A 14,056-nucleotide genomic window follows, 5' to 3' on the forward strand; every position below is an offset into this window, starting at 1 on the left:
CGAACAACTGGCAGGGTTGCACTCGGCCCCACAACTGCCTGTCTGGGTGGATGAAAGGGGCCGCCCGCTCGCGGGCCTCCGGCCCGTGGTCGTCTGGCCGACCCGTATCCGAGGCGAGCGGAGCGAGCCGAGGATATGTCGGCCAGCGACCGCGAGCGGGCGGGGGCTTTCGAAGACGAAACAACGCCAGACGGAACCGCGGTAGTGTGACGAACAAATTGGATTTCGAGACCAACAATCCATGATAGAGATAGACGACGTCGCCGTCGAATTCGGCGGGAACCGCATCCTCGACGGGGTCACGACCACCATCGAGGACGGGCAGTTCGTCGGCCTGGTCGGCCCCAACGGCGCGGGCAAGACCACGTTGCTCCGGACCATCCACGGCGTGCTGACACCCGACCGCGGCGAGGTGCGGCTCGACGGCGACCCAGTCGCCGCGCTCTCCTCGAAGGTGACGAGTCGCCGGGTCGCGGTCGTCCCGCAGGACACCTCGCTGTCGTTCGACTTCCCGGTCGAGGAGGTGGTGGCGATGGGCCGCCATCCCTACCGGTCGCGGTTCGGCGGCGTGCTGTCCGGCGGCGACGGCGCGGCCGGCGGAGTAGGTTCCGACGGATCGCACTCGCAGTCGCCGGGCGAGGCGAACGCCGGCATCGCCGACAGCGAGCGCGTGGCCGCCGCGATGGAGCGCACCGAGGTCGCCCACCTCGCCGACCGGTCGGTCGCCGCGGTGTCGGGCGGCGAGCGCCAGCGCGTGCTGCTGGCCCGCGCGCTGGCCCAGGACACCCCCGCGCTGCTGCTGGACGAGCCCACCGCCAGCCTCGACATAAACCACCAGGTCCGGACGCTCGAGCTCGTCCGGGAGCTGGTCGACGAGGACGGCAAGACCGTGGTGGCGGCCATCCACGACCTCAACCTCGCCTCCCACTACTGCGACGAGCTCCGGCTGCTCGCCGGCGGGGGCATCCGGGCCAGCGGCGACCCCGGGACCGTCCTCTCGGAGGAGCACCTGGAGGCCGCCTTCGACACGCGGGCGGTCGTCTCCAGCCACCCCGTGACCGGGTCGACGTACGTCACCGCGCTCCCCGACCGCCCGAGCGAGCGCGAGGGCCGGGTCCACGTCGTCGGCGGCGGCGGGACGGTCTCGCGGCTGCTCTACGTGCTGTCGGCCGCGGGCTACGAGGTGTCGGTCGGCGCGCTCAACGAGGGCGACTCCGACCTCGAGACCGCCCGGACGCTGGGCCTCGACGTCGTGACCGAGGAGCCGTTCGCGCCGGTCGGCGAGGCGGCCCGCCGCGCGGTCGAGTCGCGGGTCCGGGAGGCCGACGTCGCTGTCCTGGCCGACGTGGAGGTCGGCGCGGGCAACCTCGCCAACCTCCGGGCCGCCCGCGAGGCCGACTCGGTGGTCGTCGTCGAGGAGCGGCCCTTCGCAGAGCGCAACTACGCCGGCAGCGAGGCGGCCGCGCTCTACCGGGAGCTCTGCGAACGCGGCCGGGTCGTCGGCCCGGACGACCTCCTCGCTGCGGTCGGCGAATCGGTGGCCGAGACCGACGGCGTGCCGGCACCCGAATCCGAGTAGTTCGCGACGCCGGGGTTCCCGTCCGCGACCGTCCGGAGTCGCCGCAGTCCGAACGCGCCGCCCCCGGCGCTAGATGGTACCGATTCTCACGAACGCTTTTCCGGTTTCTGGCTGACAGTTCGGGCATGTCCGACCCGTTCGGCCGCGCCGTCCGCGACCACCACCGCGACGAGCGCGACGAACCGCTGGTGCAGCGCGACGGCGACTGGACCCGCGACCACCCCGTCGAGGAGTTCTACTTCGGGGAGTACGCCGTCGACGACGAGGCCGACGAGTGGCTGGCCTCGCGGCTCGACGGCCCGCTGCTCGACCTCGGGGCCGGCGCCGGCCGGCACGCGCTGTACTTCCAGGAGCGGTTCGAGACGGTCGCCCTGGAGGTGAGCGAGCCGCTGGTCGAGACGCTGCGGGAACGCGGCGTCGAGGACGCCCGCCGGGGCGACATGTTCGCGCTCCGCGAGCAGTTCGACCGCGAGCGGTTCCGGTCGGCGCTCGCCATCGGCACACAGCTCGGGCTGGCCGGGTCGATGGACGGGCTCCGGCGGTTCCTCGCGGACCTCGCGCACGTCACGGCGTCCGACGCGACCGCAGTGCTGGACTGCTACGACCCCGAGCGCGAAGGTATCGAGGAGATGCTGGGCTACCGCGACGACCCCGCGCCGGGGCTGGCCTCGCGCGCGATGTGGTTCGAGTACGAGGGCGAGGCCAGCGACGTCCTGGTGTTCCGGCTCTTCAGCCCCGACCGCGTCCGGGAGGCCGCGCTCGCCACCGACTGGACGGTCGAGGACGTGCGGTACGGCCCGGACGAGGACGCCGTCCACTACCGGATCGCGCTCGAGAAGCGGTAACCGCGGCGCTGAGGGGCAGCCACTGCGGGCGCTGGTACCGGCCGCCGGGCCCGTCAACTCACCGCGCGCTCGCGCTGCTGGGCCAGCTCGAACAGCATCAGTGCCGCGAAGACGCTGGCCGCGAGCAGCACCATCCCCGCGACGCCGACCTGGACGCTGGGCGCGGCCAGGCTCGCGGTGCCGAGCACGACCCCGGAGACCAGCGCGATGACCACCCGGCCGGGCCGCGAGAGGTCGGCGCACCACTGGGCGAGCGTCGGGTCGAGGCCGACGATGCGGGTCCAGACGACGTAGAGAGACACGACGAACAGAAAGGCGAGCAGACCGACGCCCAGCAGGAGGGCGAACTTCGCGGGGTTCATTTCGCGTTTGCAAGAGGGTAATCGTCCAGATATAAATGTACCGGTGATAGGTCGGAAATCGGACAATCGGACGACGCTTCGGCCGTCTCGACCGGTCGGGGGCCGCGCCCCGGCGTCGCGCGTCCGGCCGTCAATTTATGTGACTCCCGCCCTGACACCCCGGCATGACACTCGCCGACCGGTCGGTGGTCGTCGTGGGCAGCGGGTTCGGCGGGCTCGCGACCGCATGCTACCTCGCCGACGCCGGGGCCGACGTGACGGTCGTGGAGAAGAACGAGCAGCTCGGCGGCCGGGCGAGCGTGCTCGAACGCGACGGGTTCCGGTTCGACATGGGCCCGTCGTGGTACCTGATGCCCGACGTGTTCGAGCGGTTCTTCGGCCACTTCGATCGGCGGCCCGAGGACTACTACGGGCTGGAGCGCCTCGACCCCCACTACAAGATCTTCTTCAAGGACAGCGCGCCGCCCGCCGGCGCGGACACGTCGAGCGGACGGGGTCCGCGAGACGGCGACGCGGTGACCGTCACCGCCGACCGCGAGGCGACGAAGGCCGCCTTCGAGGAGTACGAACCCGGCGCGGGCGCGGCGCTCGACGCCTACCTCGCGGAGGCCGAGGAGACCTACGAGATCGGGATGGAGCACTTCGTCTACACCGACCGGCCCCGGTTCCGCGACTACGTCGACTGGGACGTCGCCCGCCACGCCCGCGGGCTGACGTTCCTCGGGTCGATGCAGGACCACGTCGAGGAGTACTTCGACCACCCGAAGCTCCAGCAGATCATGCAGTACACGCTGGTCTTCCTCGGCGGGTCGCCGGAGAACACGCCGGCGCTGTACAACCTGATGAGCCACGTCGACTTCAACCTCGGCGTCCACTACCCCGAGGGCGGGATGGGCGGCGTCGTCGACGGCATCGCCGAGCTGGGCGCGGAGCTCGGCGTCGAGTACCTGACCGACTGCGAGGTCGAGGCCATCCTGGGGTCGGCCGGGGAGTTCCGGGTGGAGGTGGACGCCGAATGGTCCGACCGAGCGGGCGACCACCTCCGGGCGGACCTCGTGGTCAGCGACGCCGACTACGCCCACACCGAGCAGGAGCTGCTGCCGCCCCAGGGCCGGCAGTACGACGCCGACTACTGGGAGTCCCGGACCTACGCGCCCTCGGCGTTCCTGCTGTACCTCGGCGTCGAGGGCGACCTCGGTCCGCTCGAACACCACACCCTGGTGCTGCCGACCGACTGGGACGACCACTTCGACGGCATCTTCGGGGAGCCCGGCTGGCCCGACGACCCGGCCTACTACCTCTGCGTCCCCAGCGAGACCGACGAGACGGTCGCGCCCGAGGGCCACAGCAACCTGTTCGCCCTCGTTCCCATCGCGCCCGGCCTCGACGACGACCCCGCGACCCGCGAGCGATATCGCGACTTCGTGCTCGACGACATCGCGGAGAACACCGGGGTCGACCTCCGGGACCGCATCGTCGTCGAGGAGCGGTTCTGCGTCTCGGACTTCGCCGACCGGTACAACGCCGCCCGCGGCTCGGCGCTCGGCCTGGCCCACACCCTGCGCCAGACCGGCCCGCTCCGGCCCAACCGGCGCTCGACCGAGGTGCCGGGCCTCTACTTCACGGGGTCGTACACGACGCCCGGCATCGGCGTCCCGATGTGTCTCATCAGCGGCCAGCACACCGCCGACGCCGTCCTGGAGGACTACGGCGAGTAGCGCCATGTTCGGACGCGCCCCGGGGACCGCGGCGGGCTACCTCCTGACGCTCTCGCGGCCCCGGTTCTGGCTCTACCTCGCCGGCCCGGTGCTGGTCGGGGTCGCCCACGGCGCGTCCGTCCCGGCGGAGCTGTTCGCCCCGCCCGCGGTCGCGCTGTTCGCCTACTTCCTGGTGCCCGCGAACGTCTACCTCTACGGGGTCAACGACGCGTTCGACGCCGACGTCGACGCCGAGAACCCCAAGAAGACCGGCGAGAACGCCCGCGAGGCCCGGTTCCGCGGCGGCCGGACCGTCACCGCGGTCATCGCGGCCTGCGGTCTGGCGGGCGTCGCGCTGGCGGGCTGGCTCGCGGCGACCGGCGGTGCGAACGCCGCCGCCTGGGTCGTCGCCTTTCTCGTCCTCGGCTACGCCTACAGCGCCCCGCCGTTCCGGCTCAAGACCGTCCCGCCGCTCGACTCGGTCTCGAACGGGCTCTACGTCCTGCCGGGCGCGGCGGCCTACGTCGCGCTGGCCGGCGGCCACCCGCCGACGCTCGCGCTGGTCGGGGCGTGGCTCTGGGCGATGGCGATGCACACCTTCTCGGCGGTGCCCGACGTCGAACCCGACCGCCGGGCCGGCATCCGCACCACGGCGACCGTCCTCGGACCCCGGGGCGCGCTGGCGTACTGCGCGGCCTGCTGGCTGGCGGCCGCGGGCGCCTTCGCCCTGCTCGACGTCCGGGCCGGGCTGGTCCTGCTGGTCTACCCCCTGCTCGCCGCGGGCGTGGCGGCGACCGACGTCGACGTCTCGCGGGCCTACTGGTGGTTCCCGGCGATCAACGCCGCGGTCGGGACCGCGCTGACGCTCGGCGGGCTCTGGGGGGTCGTGCGTGGATAAGTCCCGGAGCGACGAGTCCCGCGGCGGGGCGGCGGTGAGCCGGCGTGCGGTCGAGGCCGGGCTGTCGGCGCTGGTCCGCGACAACCGGTTCACCGTCGCGGTCGTCTTCCCGCTGGTCGGGGCCGCGCTGTTCGTCGCCAGCCGCGAGGGGCTGCTGCCCGGCTGGCTCGCCATGAACCCCGCCCTGGTGCTGTTCGGGACCCTCGTGATGCGGCTGCCGCTGGTCGCTGGGCTCGCCCCGGTGGTCGATCGCCGGGCCGGCCTCGCCCTGCTGGCGGTGACCGCCTACAGCTACGCGGTCGAGTACGTCGGCGTCCACTACGGGGTGCCCTACGGCGAGTTCAGCTACCGGCTGGAGCTGGGACCGATGGTCGGCGGCGTGCCGGTCGGCCTCCCGGTGTTCTTCCTCCCGCTGGTGGTCAACGCCTACCTGCTGGTGGTGCTGCTCCTGCCGCGGGCCGGTCGCCTCGTCCGGACGCTGGCCGCCCTCGGGGTCGTGGTCCTCATCGACCTGGTGCTGGACCCCGCGGCGGTCGGCCTCGGCTTCTGGGCGTACGACGGCGGCGGGGCCTACTACGGGGTTCCCCTGTCGAACTTCCGGGGCTGGCTACTGAGCGGGCTGATCGCGGTCTCGCTGGTCGAGTGGGGGTTCGACCGCGAGGCGGTGGCCGCGCGGCTGGCCGGCTGCGAGTTCGCGCTCGACGACCTGGTGAGCTTCGTGCTGCTCTGGGGCGCGATGAACGTCTACTTCGGCAACTGGGTCCCGGTCGCGCTGGCTGCCGGACTGGCTGCCGGGCTGGTCCGGACCGACCGCTTCGACGTCGCCGGGCTCGGCCGGGAGCGACCCGGGCGGAGCTGATCGGGTCCTCGCCGGCGTCGGTTCCTCGTCCGAAAATCTGCGATCCCGGCCGCGGTCAGTCGGCCTGGGACGCCCCCTCGGGGCGGTCCGGGCGGGCGCGGACCCCCTCGTCGTCGGGGACGGCGCTGACCGCCCGGAACACCGTCACCGGGTCCCGGGAGCGCCGCCAGTGCCACCGCGTCCTGGCCCAGAGCCACGCCGCCCGGACCGGCCCCACCTCGGGCGGCGAGGAGAGCACGTCGTAGTCGCGCGCCCTGATGAGTCGGTGGTGCTCGGCGTACAGCACCGCGGCGTACAGCACCGCAAACCGGCAGTCGGCAGGCAGGTGCTCGATGCCGGCGACCCCCTCGCGGTACCTGCGCTCGGCCCGGCTGAGCTCCGCGGCCATCGCGGCCCGGAAGCCCTCGGTCGGCTCGCACCGCCGGACGTCGGCCGCCGTCACGCCGTGGCGCTCGCGGGTGTCGCCCGGCAGGTAGATGCGGTCGCGCTCCTCGACGTCCTCGCGGACGTCTCGCAGGAAGTTCGTCAGCTGGAACGCCTCGCCGAGCGCGACCGCGTGGGGCCGGGCCCGGTCCGGGTCCGCGACGCCCATCACGTGCTGCATCATCACCCCGACCGCGGCGGCCGACCCGCGCATGTAGGCCGCCAGTTCGTCGTAGCTCTCCCAGCGGCGCTTCTCGACGTCGGTCAGCATCGCGTCGAGGAACGTCTCGACCTCCTCGTCGGGGATCCCGTACTCCTCGCGCACCTCGCTGAAGGCCGCCAGGACGTCGTCGTCGGTCTCCCGGCGGCCGAGCGCCTCGTCCCGGAGCCGTTCGAGTCGCCGGCGCTGCTCCGCCGGCGACGCCTCACCCGGGTCGTCCACGACCTCGTCGGCCACCCGGAAGAACGCGTAGAGGACGTAGGTCGGGTGGCGGACGCGCCGCGGGAGCAGCCGCGTCGCGACGTGGAACGTTCTGCCGGTCCGCCGCTGTATCGCCTTGCTTCGCCGTAGTTGTCGGTCGGTGACCATGCTGTCTCTCTGGTTGCGCAGCGTCCGGCCGAGCAGCCGCCCCGCGCAGCAACCGTGGTATGGGCTCCTCGCGGTTAATTGTTAGTGGCGCTGACTGTCGCGCCGCGGCCCGTTCCGGACGTAGCTTTTTCCGACGGAAGGTTGTTACTAGATACCGCATGTCACGAATCCGGTCGCAGCCGGGTGGTGCGCCGTGACCGACGACGGCGCCGACGAGTCCGACGCCACCGCCGGCGCGCGTTCCGCCCGACCGTCCGACGGGTCCGACGCCGGGGACCGACCCGACTCCCCGGGCGACCCCGAGTCCGTCGAGGACGCGCTGGCGGAGCTGACCGAGCGCGTCGCGGACCTCGAGCGGACCGTCGCGTGGATCGCCCGCCAGCAGGCCGCGGAGACCGGGAACAGCGCCTGTCCGGCGTGTAATACCGGCGGGTCGCTGCGGGTCTCGCGGACGCCGACGGGCAAGAAGCAGGTCGAGTGCAGGAACTGCGGCGAGAAGCTCAACTGACCCGCGGCGCTCCGGTCCCCCGGGGGCGGTGGTCGGGCACCGCCGGCGGGGCATCGCCGGCCGGGTAGCCGACCGAGCCCCCGCGACCGTCGCCACCACGCCTATCTGCGTCGACACCCTCGGTCCGGACGCATGAGTTCGTCCGACGCCGTTTCCGAGACGCTCGACCAGGGGAGCAACGGAGTCGCCCAGCGAGTCGGGTCGCTGGCCGGGACCGTCGCGCCGAAGCTCGCCGGCCACGCCGAATCGGGCAACCTCGCGGCCGCGTCAGGGGTCGTCTCGCTGGTGCGGGCCGGCCGGACCTTCCTCCGGGGCGACCGCAAGCGCGGCCTGCTTCAGGCGCTGGCCGGCCTGTTCTGGGTCGGCGTCGCGCTCGCCCAGCGCCGGTCGGGCGGCGCCGGCGGGGGCTCGGGCGGCTCCCGGCCCGACGCGTCCGAGGTGGCCGACACCTCGCCGGATGTCGAGGACGCGGTCGAACCCGGCGGTCACGAGACCGACCACGCTACCGGCGAGGACGTCGTCGACACCACCGACGCCGACATCGACGAGGCCGACACCGCGCCGGAGGTCGACGAGTCCGCCGAGGTGGCCGCCGACGTCGCGGACGCCGACGTCGACCAGCGCGACGTGGCGGAGGGCACCGACGTCGAGGACGTCGCCGAGTCCGACGACGAGGCCGCGAGCGAGACCGAAGCCGGGGCGACCGAATCCGAGACGGAATCGGACGACTAGACGGAACCGCGGTCGACGGAGCCCAGCGACGGACACCGGAGTTCAGCGAGTACCGGCGGGGGTCCGGCCGGTCCGGTACCGCCGACCCGGCGCCGGGTCGGCCCCGCGAGTTTTACGCCTCACCGTGTAATCGCCGGTCGTGACCGACGAACTGCTCATCTACGGGTCGTACGGATACACGGGCGACCTCGTCGCCCGGGAGGCGGTCGCGGAGGGGCTGACGCCGGTCCTGGCCGGCCGATCGGCCGAGGACGTCGAGCGCCAGGCGACCGACCTCGGCCTCGACCACCGGGTATTCAGCCTCGAACACCCCGAGGTCGTCGAGCGCCGGGTCGCGGAATTCTCCGCGGTGCTCAACTGCGCCGGGCCGTTCTCCGAGACCGCCGAACCGCTCTACTCGGCGTGCCTGAACGCCGGGACGGACTACCTCGACATCGCGGGCGAGATCGACGTCCTGGAGGCGATCGCCGGGCGCGACGCCGAGGCCGAGGCGACCGGCGTGACCCTGCTCCCGGCGGTGGGGTTCGACGTGGTGCCGACCGACTGCCTCGCCGGCTACCTCGCGAGGCAACTGGAGTCGCCGAATCGGCTGACGCTGGCCATCGACGGACTGGGGACGTTCTCGCCCGGCACGGTCAAGTCCATCGCGGAGGGGCTCACCAGACCCGGCGCGGTCCGGCGCGGCGGCGAGATCCGGACGGTGCCGGCGGCCTGGCGGACCCGCGAACTCGACTTCGGAGGGGGTCCCAAGACCGCAGTCACCGTCCCCTGGGGCGACGTCTCGTCGGCCTTCTACACCACCGGGATTCCGAACATCGAGACGTACGCCACGGTCCCGGAGTACGCCGCGACCGTCATGGCGAAGACCGGCCCGCTCGCGTCGGTGTTCGGACTGGGACCGGTCCAGGAGGCCCTGAAGACCCTCGCCGACGCCGTAGTCTCCGGCCCGACCGCCGAGGAGCGCGCCCGCAGCGAGAGCCGGATCTGGGGCGAGGTCGAGAACGCCGACGGCGAGCGGTTCGCCGCCAAGATGCGGACGCCCGACACCTACGACGTGACCGCCGCGACCGCGGTGGAGTCGGCCCGCCGGGTCGTCGACGGCGACGTCGAACCCGGCTTCCACACGCCGGCGTCGGCGTTCGGCCCGGACTACGCGCTGGAGTTCGACGGCGTGGAGCGCGAGGACGCGACCCGCCGGTCGACGGTCGGCGCGGGCGTGGAGGGGTCCGGTCCGTAACGCCCGTCGCGGTGCCGCCATCCAGTGGGTTCAATAGCTCCGTCTCCATCAGTGGCGTGGTGATGAATATCACTCGGCGGGACTGGCGGTACACCGTGTGCGTCGTGACCGGCGGCCACTTCCTCTCGCACTTCTACCTGCTGACGTTCCCGCCGCTGGTCGGCCCGCTGCGGGCCGAGTTCGGACTCAGTAACACCGGACTCGGCGTGCTGGTGTCGGTCATCTCGCTCGGACTGCTGCTGCAGCTGCCGGTCGGCCAGCTCGTCGACCGCGTGGGTGCCAAGCGGGTTTTCGTGGCCGGCGTCGCGCTCACCGCCGCCGGCGTGGGGCTCGCCGGGTTCGCCACCTCTTACCTCGGACTCGTCGCCGGCGCGGTCGTCTCGGGCGTCGGCCAGTCGGCGTTCCACCCCGCCGACTACTCGCTGCTCGACGCGGTGACCGGCGAGGGGAACGAGGGCAAGAGCTTCGGCGTCCACACGTTCGGCGCGTACGCCGGCTTCGCCGCCGCACCGGTCGTCGTCGGCGGAATCGCCCTGCGGGCCGACTGGCGGATCGCCCTCCTCTCCGTGGGCGGCGCCGGAGTGCTGTACGCGGCGGTCGCCGCGCTCACGCTCGACTCACCCTACCGTCGACAGCTGGCCGCGGCGCCGGCGAGCGACGACGGCGGGACCATCCGCGACGCGCTCTCGACCGTCTGGAGTCCGCCGGTGTTGCTCCTCCTGTGCTTCTTCGTCGCGCTGACGATGGCCAGTAAGGGCGTCCAGACGTTCACCGCCGTCCTCGTCTCGACGGTGTACGGACTGCCGGAGTCCGTCGGGAATCTGACCCTGACCGGCTTCTTCGCGGGCGCCTCCGTCGGCATCCTGACCGGGGGCGTCGTCGCCGACCGCTTCGATCCCCGTCGCACCATCGTCTCGGCGCTCGCCGTCAGCGGGGCCGGGACGCTCGCGCTCACCCTGGGCCCGGTTCCGTCGCACCCGGTCGCGTCCGTCGGCGGCTTCGCCGTCATCGGGTTCGTCATGGGGCTGGCCTACCCGTCGCGAGACCGCCTGGTGAGTCGGTACACGCCCTCGGGGTCGACCGGCAAGGGGTTCGGGCTCATCTTCACGGGCGCCTCCGTCGGCGGCCTCGTCGGGCCGGCGCTGCTCGGCGGCGTCACCGACGCGACGACCGTGACCGTCACGTTCGTTCTGGTCGCGGCGTTCTTCCTCGCGGCCGGGTTCGTCGCGTTCGCGCTCCGGTGGCAGTCCCGGTCCGCCGTCGAGGCCGCGCCCAGCGGTGGGGACTGAGGGTCGGTCGAAGAAGTGGCTCGTCGTGTCGTTCGCGCCAGAAGAGCCGGTGGAGGGATTTGAACCCTCGGCCTATTCCTTACGAAGGAATCGCTCTAGCCAGTCTGAGCTACACCGGCGCACTTCGCTTCGCTCGTTCGCCGAGCCTCGCCTCACCGCGTTCGGCGAGACACCGGCACTCGACTACACCTAATTTAGCCTCTGCGCACGAAATAAGCGTTCCGGAATCGCATGACGCTAGCGAGTCAGTCGCACGTCGAGACAGACGTTGAGCTCGTGGGGCGCGTACGACCGGACGACGTGTCGGGTCTCGACCGCGACGTCGTACTCGGGCTCCGCGGCCTCTCGGATCGCGGCCTCGCCCGGCCCGAAGGGGTCGTCCTCGTGCTGGATGTCGTAGTAGTGGATGACGCAGTCGTCGCCGGCCACCGCGACCGCCGCGTCGAGGAACTCGTCGGCGCTGTGGGGCAGGTTCATCACGACGCGGTCGGCCCAGTCGGCGTAGTCGGGCGCGACCTCGCCCACGCCGTCACCTCCCTCCGGTCGGGACGGGCCCGCGACTACGTCCCGGACGTCCCCGTGAATCGCGGTCACCCGGTCGGCCACCCCGTTCCGGCGGGCGTTCTCCCGGAGGTACGCGATCGCGCGCTCGTTGAGGTCGACGCCGACGACCTCCGCGCCGCGCTCGGCGAACGGGACGACGAAGGGGCCGACCCCGGCGAACATGTCGAAGGCGCGCTCGCCGGCCTCGACCTGCTCGGCGACCCGGTGGCGCTCGGTGGCGAGGCGGGGCGAGAAGTACACCTCGGCCACGTCGACCAGGAACTCGTTGCCGTACTCGCGGTGGACGGTCTCGGTTCCCTCGCCGACCAGCACCTCCCAGTCGCGGACCCGGAGCTCGCCCTTGACCTTCGAGGCGCGGTTGACCACGCCCGCGACCGGGAGGTCCGAGGCCATCACGGCGTCGGCGATCTCGCGGGCGCGCTCCGGGTCGTCCTCGTCGAGGATCACGATGTCGCCGAGCCGCTCGTAGGTGGGCTCGTACCCGAGGATGTCGGCCGGCGTGTCGGGGGTGTCGCGCTCGCCGACCGCGCGCCGGACCACCGAGAGGTCCCCGGGCACCGCGTCGGCGCCGGTCACGGGGAGGTAGAGATACCCCTCCGCGACCTCGATCTGGTACTCGTCGGCGAGCAGGCCCGCGTCGGCCAGCCGCTGCCGGGTCTCCTCGCCCCGCTCGCGCTCGACGCGCACGCACGGCACTTCCATACCTACCGGTTCTCGGGCCGCGCGGTAAGGGTGACGCTTCGCGGTCGCCGGTGGCGGACCGCTCGACTACGGGACGTCAGGGTCGGCGGCGTCGGCGACCGCCGGACGAATCGCCGTCGGGTTGCGTCGGTCGCGGCGCCGATCGCCGGTGTTCGCGCAGGTGAGCGCCGAGGTCCAGCGCGGTCTTGAGCGCCACCAGCAGGACGAGCGCGGGCAGCGGGGAGCCGAGCGCCGCGACCAGGAACGCGCCGAACACGATGGTGAGGTGGAGCACCGTCACCCGGCCGTAGGGCCGCATCATCTGCTCGGCGGGCGAGACGGTGCGGTACTCGCCGCCGCGGAGGTAGTTCACCGCGAACGAGACGCCGTGGCTCAGGACCATCGACCCGACCGCGAGGACGAAGACGACGGGCGATGCGCCCGTTCCCCGGCCCGCTCCCACGCCGGGGGAGAGGCCACCGAGCGGGTCACCGCCGAACGGACTTCCTCCGAACGGTCCGCCCCCGAACGACCCGGCGGCCGCGAACAGCGGCAGCGCGAACACGAAGACGCCGTGGACGGCCCAGAAGATGCCGTAGTGGAGGACGAAGAAGCCGGCCAGTCCGGCGCGCCCGGCCGGACCCGACCGGTCCTCGAACCACTCGGTCGGCACTCCCTCGACCTCCCACTCGACGAGTCGGGGACTGTCCCCGGTCGAGTTCGCGGTTCCGGTCCCCTCCGCGAGCAGTATCTTCGGGACGTTGAACGCGCCGACGACGCCGCTCTCCAGCCAGTAGAGGAGGAGGACCTCGAAGACGCTCCAGTCCCACCAGAGGACGCCCGCGAGCGGCAGCAGGTTGGCCGCGAGCAGGGCGGCGACGGCGAACGGCGAGGACGCGCGACGAGACGGGGCCATCCGTCGACCGAACGCCGGCCACCGAGTTACGTCTTGGGCGTACCGCACTCGAAAGCCTATAGCACCCTCCGACGCCTACCACCGGTATGCTCACATTCGTCGGACTCGGTCTCTACGACGAGCGCTCGATCACGATCGAGGGCCGCGACGCCGTCCGCGACGCCGACCGCGTCTTCGCCGAGTTCTACACCAGCAAGCTCCTCGGCGCGACCGTCGAGGACCTCGAAGCCTACCACGAGGTCGACGTCGAGGTCCGCGACCGCGCCGGTGTCGAGCAGGATCCCGAGGAAATTCTCCGTGCGGCCGAGGACGGGGACGCGGTCTTCCTCACCGCGGGCGACACGATGATCTCGACCACTCACGTCGACCTCCGGCTCCGGGCCGAGGAGCGCGGCATCGACACCGGAGTCGTCCACGCGCCGACCGCCGAGTCCGCCGCCAGCGGGCTGACCGGCCTCCAGAACTACCGGTTCGGCAGGGCCACCACGCTCCCGTTCGACTACGCCCACGGCGCCGACGGCGTCCCCGCCAGCGTCACCGACGCCATCGACGAGAACCGCGAACGCGGTCTCCACACCCTGATCTACCTCGATATAAAGGCGGAGCACGACGAGTACATGACCGCCGACCACGCCGCCGACCTGCTCGCCGACGAGTACGGCGACCTGCTGGGGGTCGCAGTCGCCCGGGCCGGGAGCCCCGACCCGCTGGTCGCCGCCGACCGACTCACGGCGCTCGCCGACCGGGAGTTCGGCGACCCGCTCCACCTGCTCGTGGTGCCGGGCGAGCTCCACCACATCGAGGCCGACGCGCTCCGCGAACTCGCGGGGGCGCCCGAGGAACTGCTCGACGTCGCGTAGTCGGTGACTGACGCTGA

At 72.4% G+C, this 14,056-nt stretch carries 14 protein-coding genes and 1 tRNA gene; 10 read left to right on the forward strand and 5 right to left on the reverse strand.

Annotated elements, in window-relative coordinates:
* The first annotated feature begins 241 nt into the window (after positions 1-241).
* Positions 242-1,579 (forward strand): ATP-binding cassette domain-containing protein, encoded by a 1,338-nt coding sequence (locus tag ACQUQF_RS13240; RefSeq protein ID WP_435179573.1) that lies wholly within the window; start codon positions 242-244, stop codon positions 1,577-1,579.
* A 125-nt stretch (positions 1,580-1,704) separates the two neighbouring features.
* A complete protein-coding gene (locus ACQUQF_RS13245) occupies positions 1,705-2,424 on the forward strand; it encodes a class I SAM-dependent methyltransferase (protein ID WP_435179574.1) in 720 nt (239 codons plus the stop codon).
* Positions 2,425-2,477: 53 nt separating this feature from the next.
* Here ACQUQF_RS13245 and ACQUQF_RS13250 read toward each other — a convergent pair whose 3' ends face one another.
* On the reverse strand, positions 2,478-2,786 hold the full coding sequence (locus tag ACQUQF_RS13250; RefSeq protein ID WP_435179575.1) for a hypothetical protein: 309 nt from the start codon (positions 2,784-2,786) through the stop codon (positions 2,478-2,480).
* 164 nt (positions 2,787-2,950) lie between these two features.
* Here ACQUQF_RS13250 and ACQUQF_RS13255 point away from each other — a divergent pair, with 164 nt between their 5' ends.
* Genes ACQUQF_RS13255 through cruF form a run of 3 tightly spaced genes read left to right on the forward strand, consistent with a single transcriptional unit; the run spans position 2,951 to position 6,240 of the window.
* Positions 2,951-4,504, forward strand: a complete 1,554-nt coding sequence (locus tag ACQUQF_RS13255; RefSeq protein ID WP_435179576.1) for a phytoene desaturase family protein — start codon at positions 2,951-2,953, stop codon at positions 4,502-4,504.
* Between the two features lie 4 nt (positions 4,505-4,508).
* Positions 4,509-5,381: a prenyltransferase gene (locus ACQUQF_RS13260; protein WP_435179577.1), complete on the forward strand. Its 873-nt coding sequence runs from the start codon at positions 4,509-4,511 to the stop codon at positions 5,379-5,381.
* Entirely contained in the window at positions 5,374-6,240 is an 867-nt protein-coding gene (cruF, locus tag ACQUQF_RS13265; protein WP_435179578.1) for a bisanhydrobacterioruberin hydratase, read from the forward strand. Before ACQUQF_RS13260 ends, cruF begins: the two co-directional genes overlap by 8 nt.
* A gap of 55 nt (positions 6,241-6,295) precedes the next feature.
* Here the strand turns inward: cruF and ACQUQF_RS13270 are convergent, their stop codons facing one another.
* Entirely contained in the window at positions 6,296-7,252 is a 957-nt protein-coding gene (locus tag ACQUQF_RS13270) for a phytoene/squalene synthase family protein (RefSeq protein WP_435179579.1), read from the reverse strand.
* Between the two features lie 193 nt (positions 7,253-7,445).
* On the opposite strand from ACQUQF_RS13270, the gene ACQUQF_RS13275 reads away from it, so the two are divergent.
* The 4 genes from ACQUQF_RS13275 (at position 7,446) to ACQUQF_RS13290 (ending at position 11,018) form a co-directional block, all read left to right on the forward strand.
* Positions 7,446-7,760, forward strand: coding sequence for a hypothetical protein (locus tag ACQUQF_RS13275; RefSeq protein ID WP_435179580.1), 315 nt, complete (start codon positions 7,446-7,448; stop codon positions 7,758-7,760).
* A gap of 132 nt (positions 7,761-7,892) precedes the next feature.
* Positions 7,893-8,492 (forward strand): hypothetical protein, encoded by a 600-nt coding sequence (locus ACQUQF_RS13280; protein WP_435179581.1) that lies wholly within the window; start codon positions 7,893-7,895, stop codon positions 8,490-8,492.
* A 139-nt stretch (positions 8,493-8,631) separates the two neighbouring features.
* Positions 8,632-9,729: a saccharopine dehydrogenase family protein gene (locus tag ACQUQF_RS13285; RefSeq protein ID WP_435179582.1), complete on the forward strand. Its 1,098-nt coding sequence runs from the start codon at positions 8,632-8,634 to the stop codon at positions 9,727-9,729.
* 62 nt (positions 9,730-9,791) lie between these two features.
* The gene (locus ACQUQF_RS13290; RefSeq protein WP_435180396.1) at positions 9,792-11,018 is read left to right on the forward strand and encodes an MFS transporter; all 1,227 of its coding nucleotides are present in this window, start codon (positions 9,792-9,794) and stop codon (positions 11,016-11,018) included.
* A 44-nt stretch (positions 11,019-11,062) separates the two neighbouring features.
* On the opposite strand, the gene ACQUQF_RS13295 is transcribed toward ACQUQF_RS13290, so the two are convergent.
* The 3 genes from ACQUQF_RS13295 to ACQUQF_RS13305 form a co-directional block, all read right to left on the reverse strand.
* Positions 11,063-11,137 (reverse strand) — tRNA-Thr (locus tag ACQUQF_RS13295).
* A gap of 118 nt (positions 11,138-11,255) precedes the next feature.
* Positions 11,256-12,284 (reverse strand): class I SAM-dependent methyltransferase, encoded by a 1,029-nt coding sequence (locus ACQUQF_RS13300; protein WP_435179583.1) that lies wholly within the window; start codon positions 12,282-12,284, stop codon positions 11,256-11,258.
* A 76-nt stretch (positions 12,285-12,360) separates the two neighbouring features.
* Positions 12,361-13,179, reverse strand: a complete 819-nt coding sequence (locus tag ACQUQF_RS13305; protein ID WP_435179584.1) for a DUF6498-containing protein — start codon at positions 13,177-13,179, stop codon at positions 12,361-12,363.
* Positions 13,180-13,265: 86 nt separating this feature from the next.
* On the opposite strand from ACQUQF_RS13305, the gene dph5 reads away from it, so the two are divergent.
* Positions 13,266-14,039 carry a diphthine synthase gene (dph5, locus tag ACQUQF_RS13310; protein ID WP_435179585.1) on the forward strand — a complete coding sequence of 258 codons (774 nt, stop codon included), beginning with the start codon at positions 13,266-13,268 and terminating at the stop codon, positions 14,037-14,039.
* Positions 14,040-14,056 lie beyond the last annotated feature (17 nt).

Source organism: Halorussus sp. AFM4 (assembly GCF_051194995.1).
GTDB lineage: Archaea > Halobacteriota > Halobacteria > Halobacteriales > Haladaptataceae > Halorussus.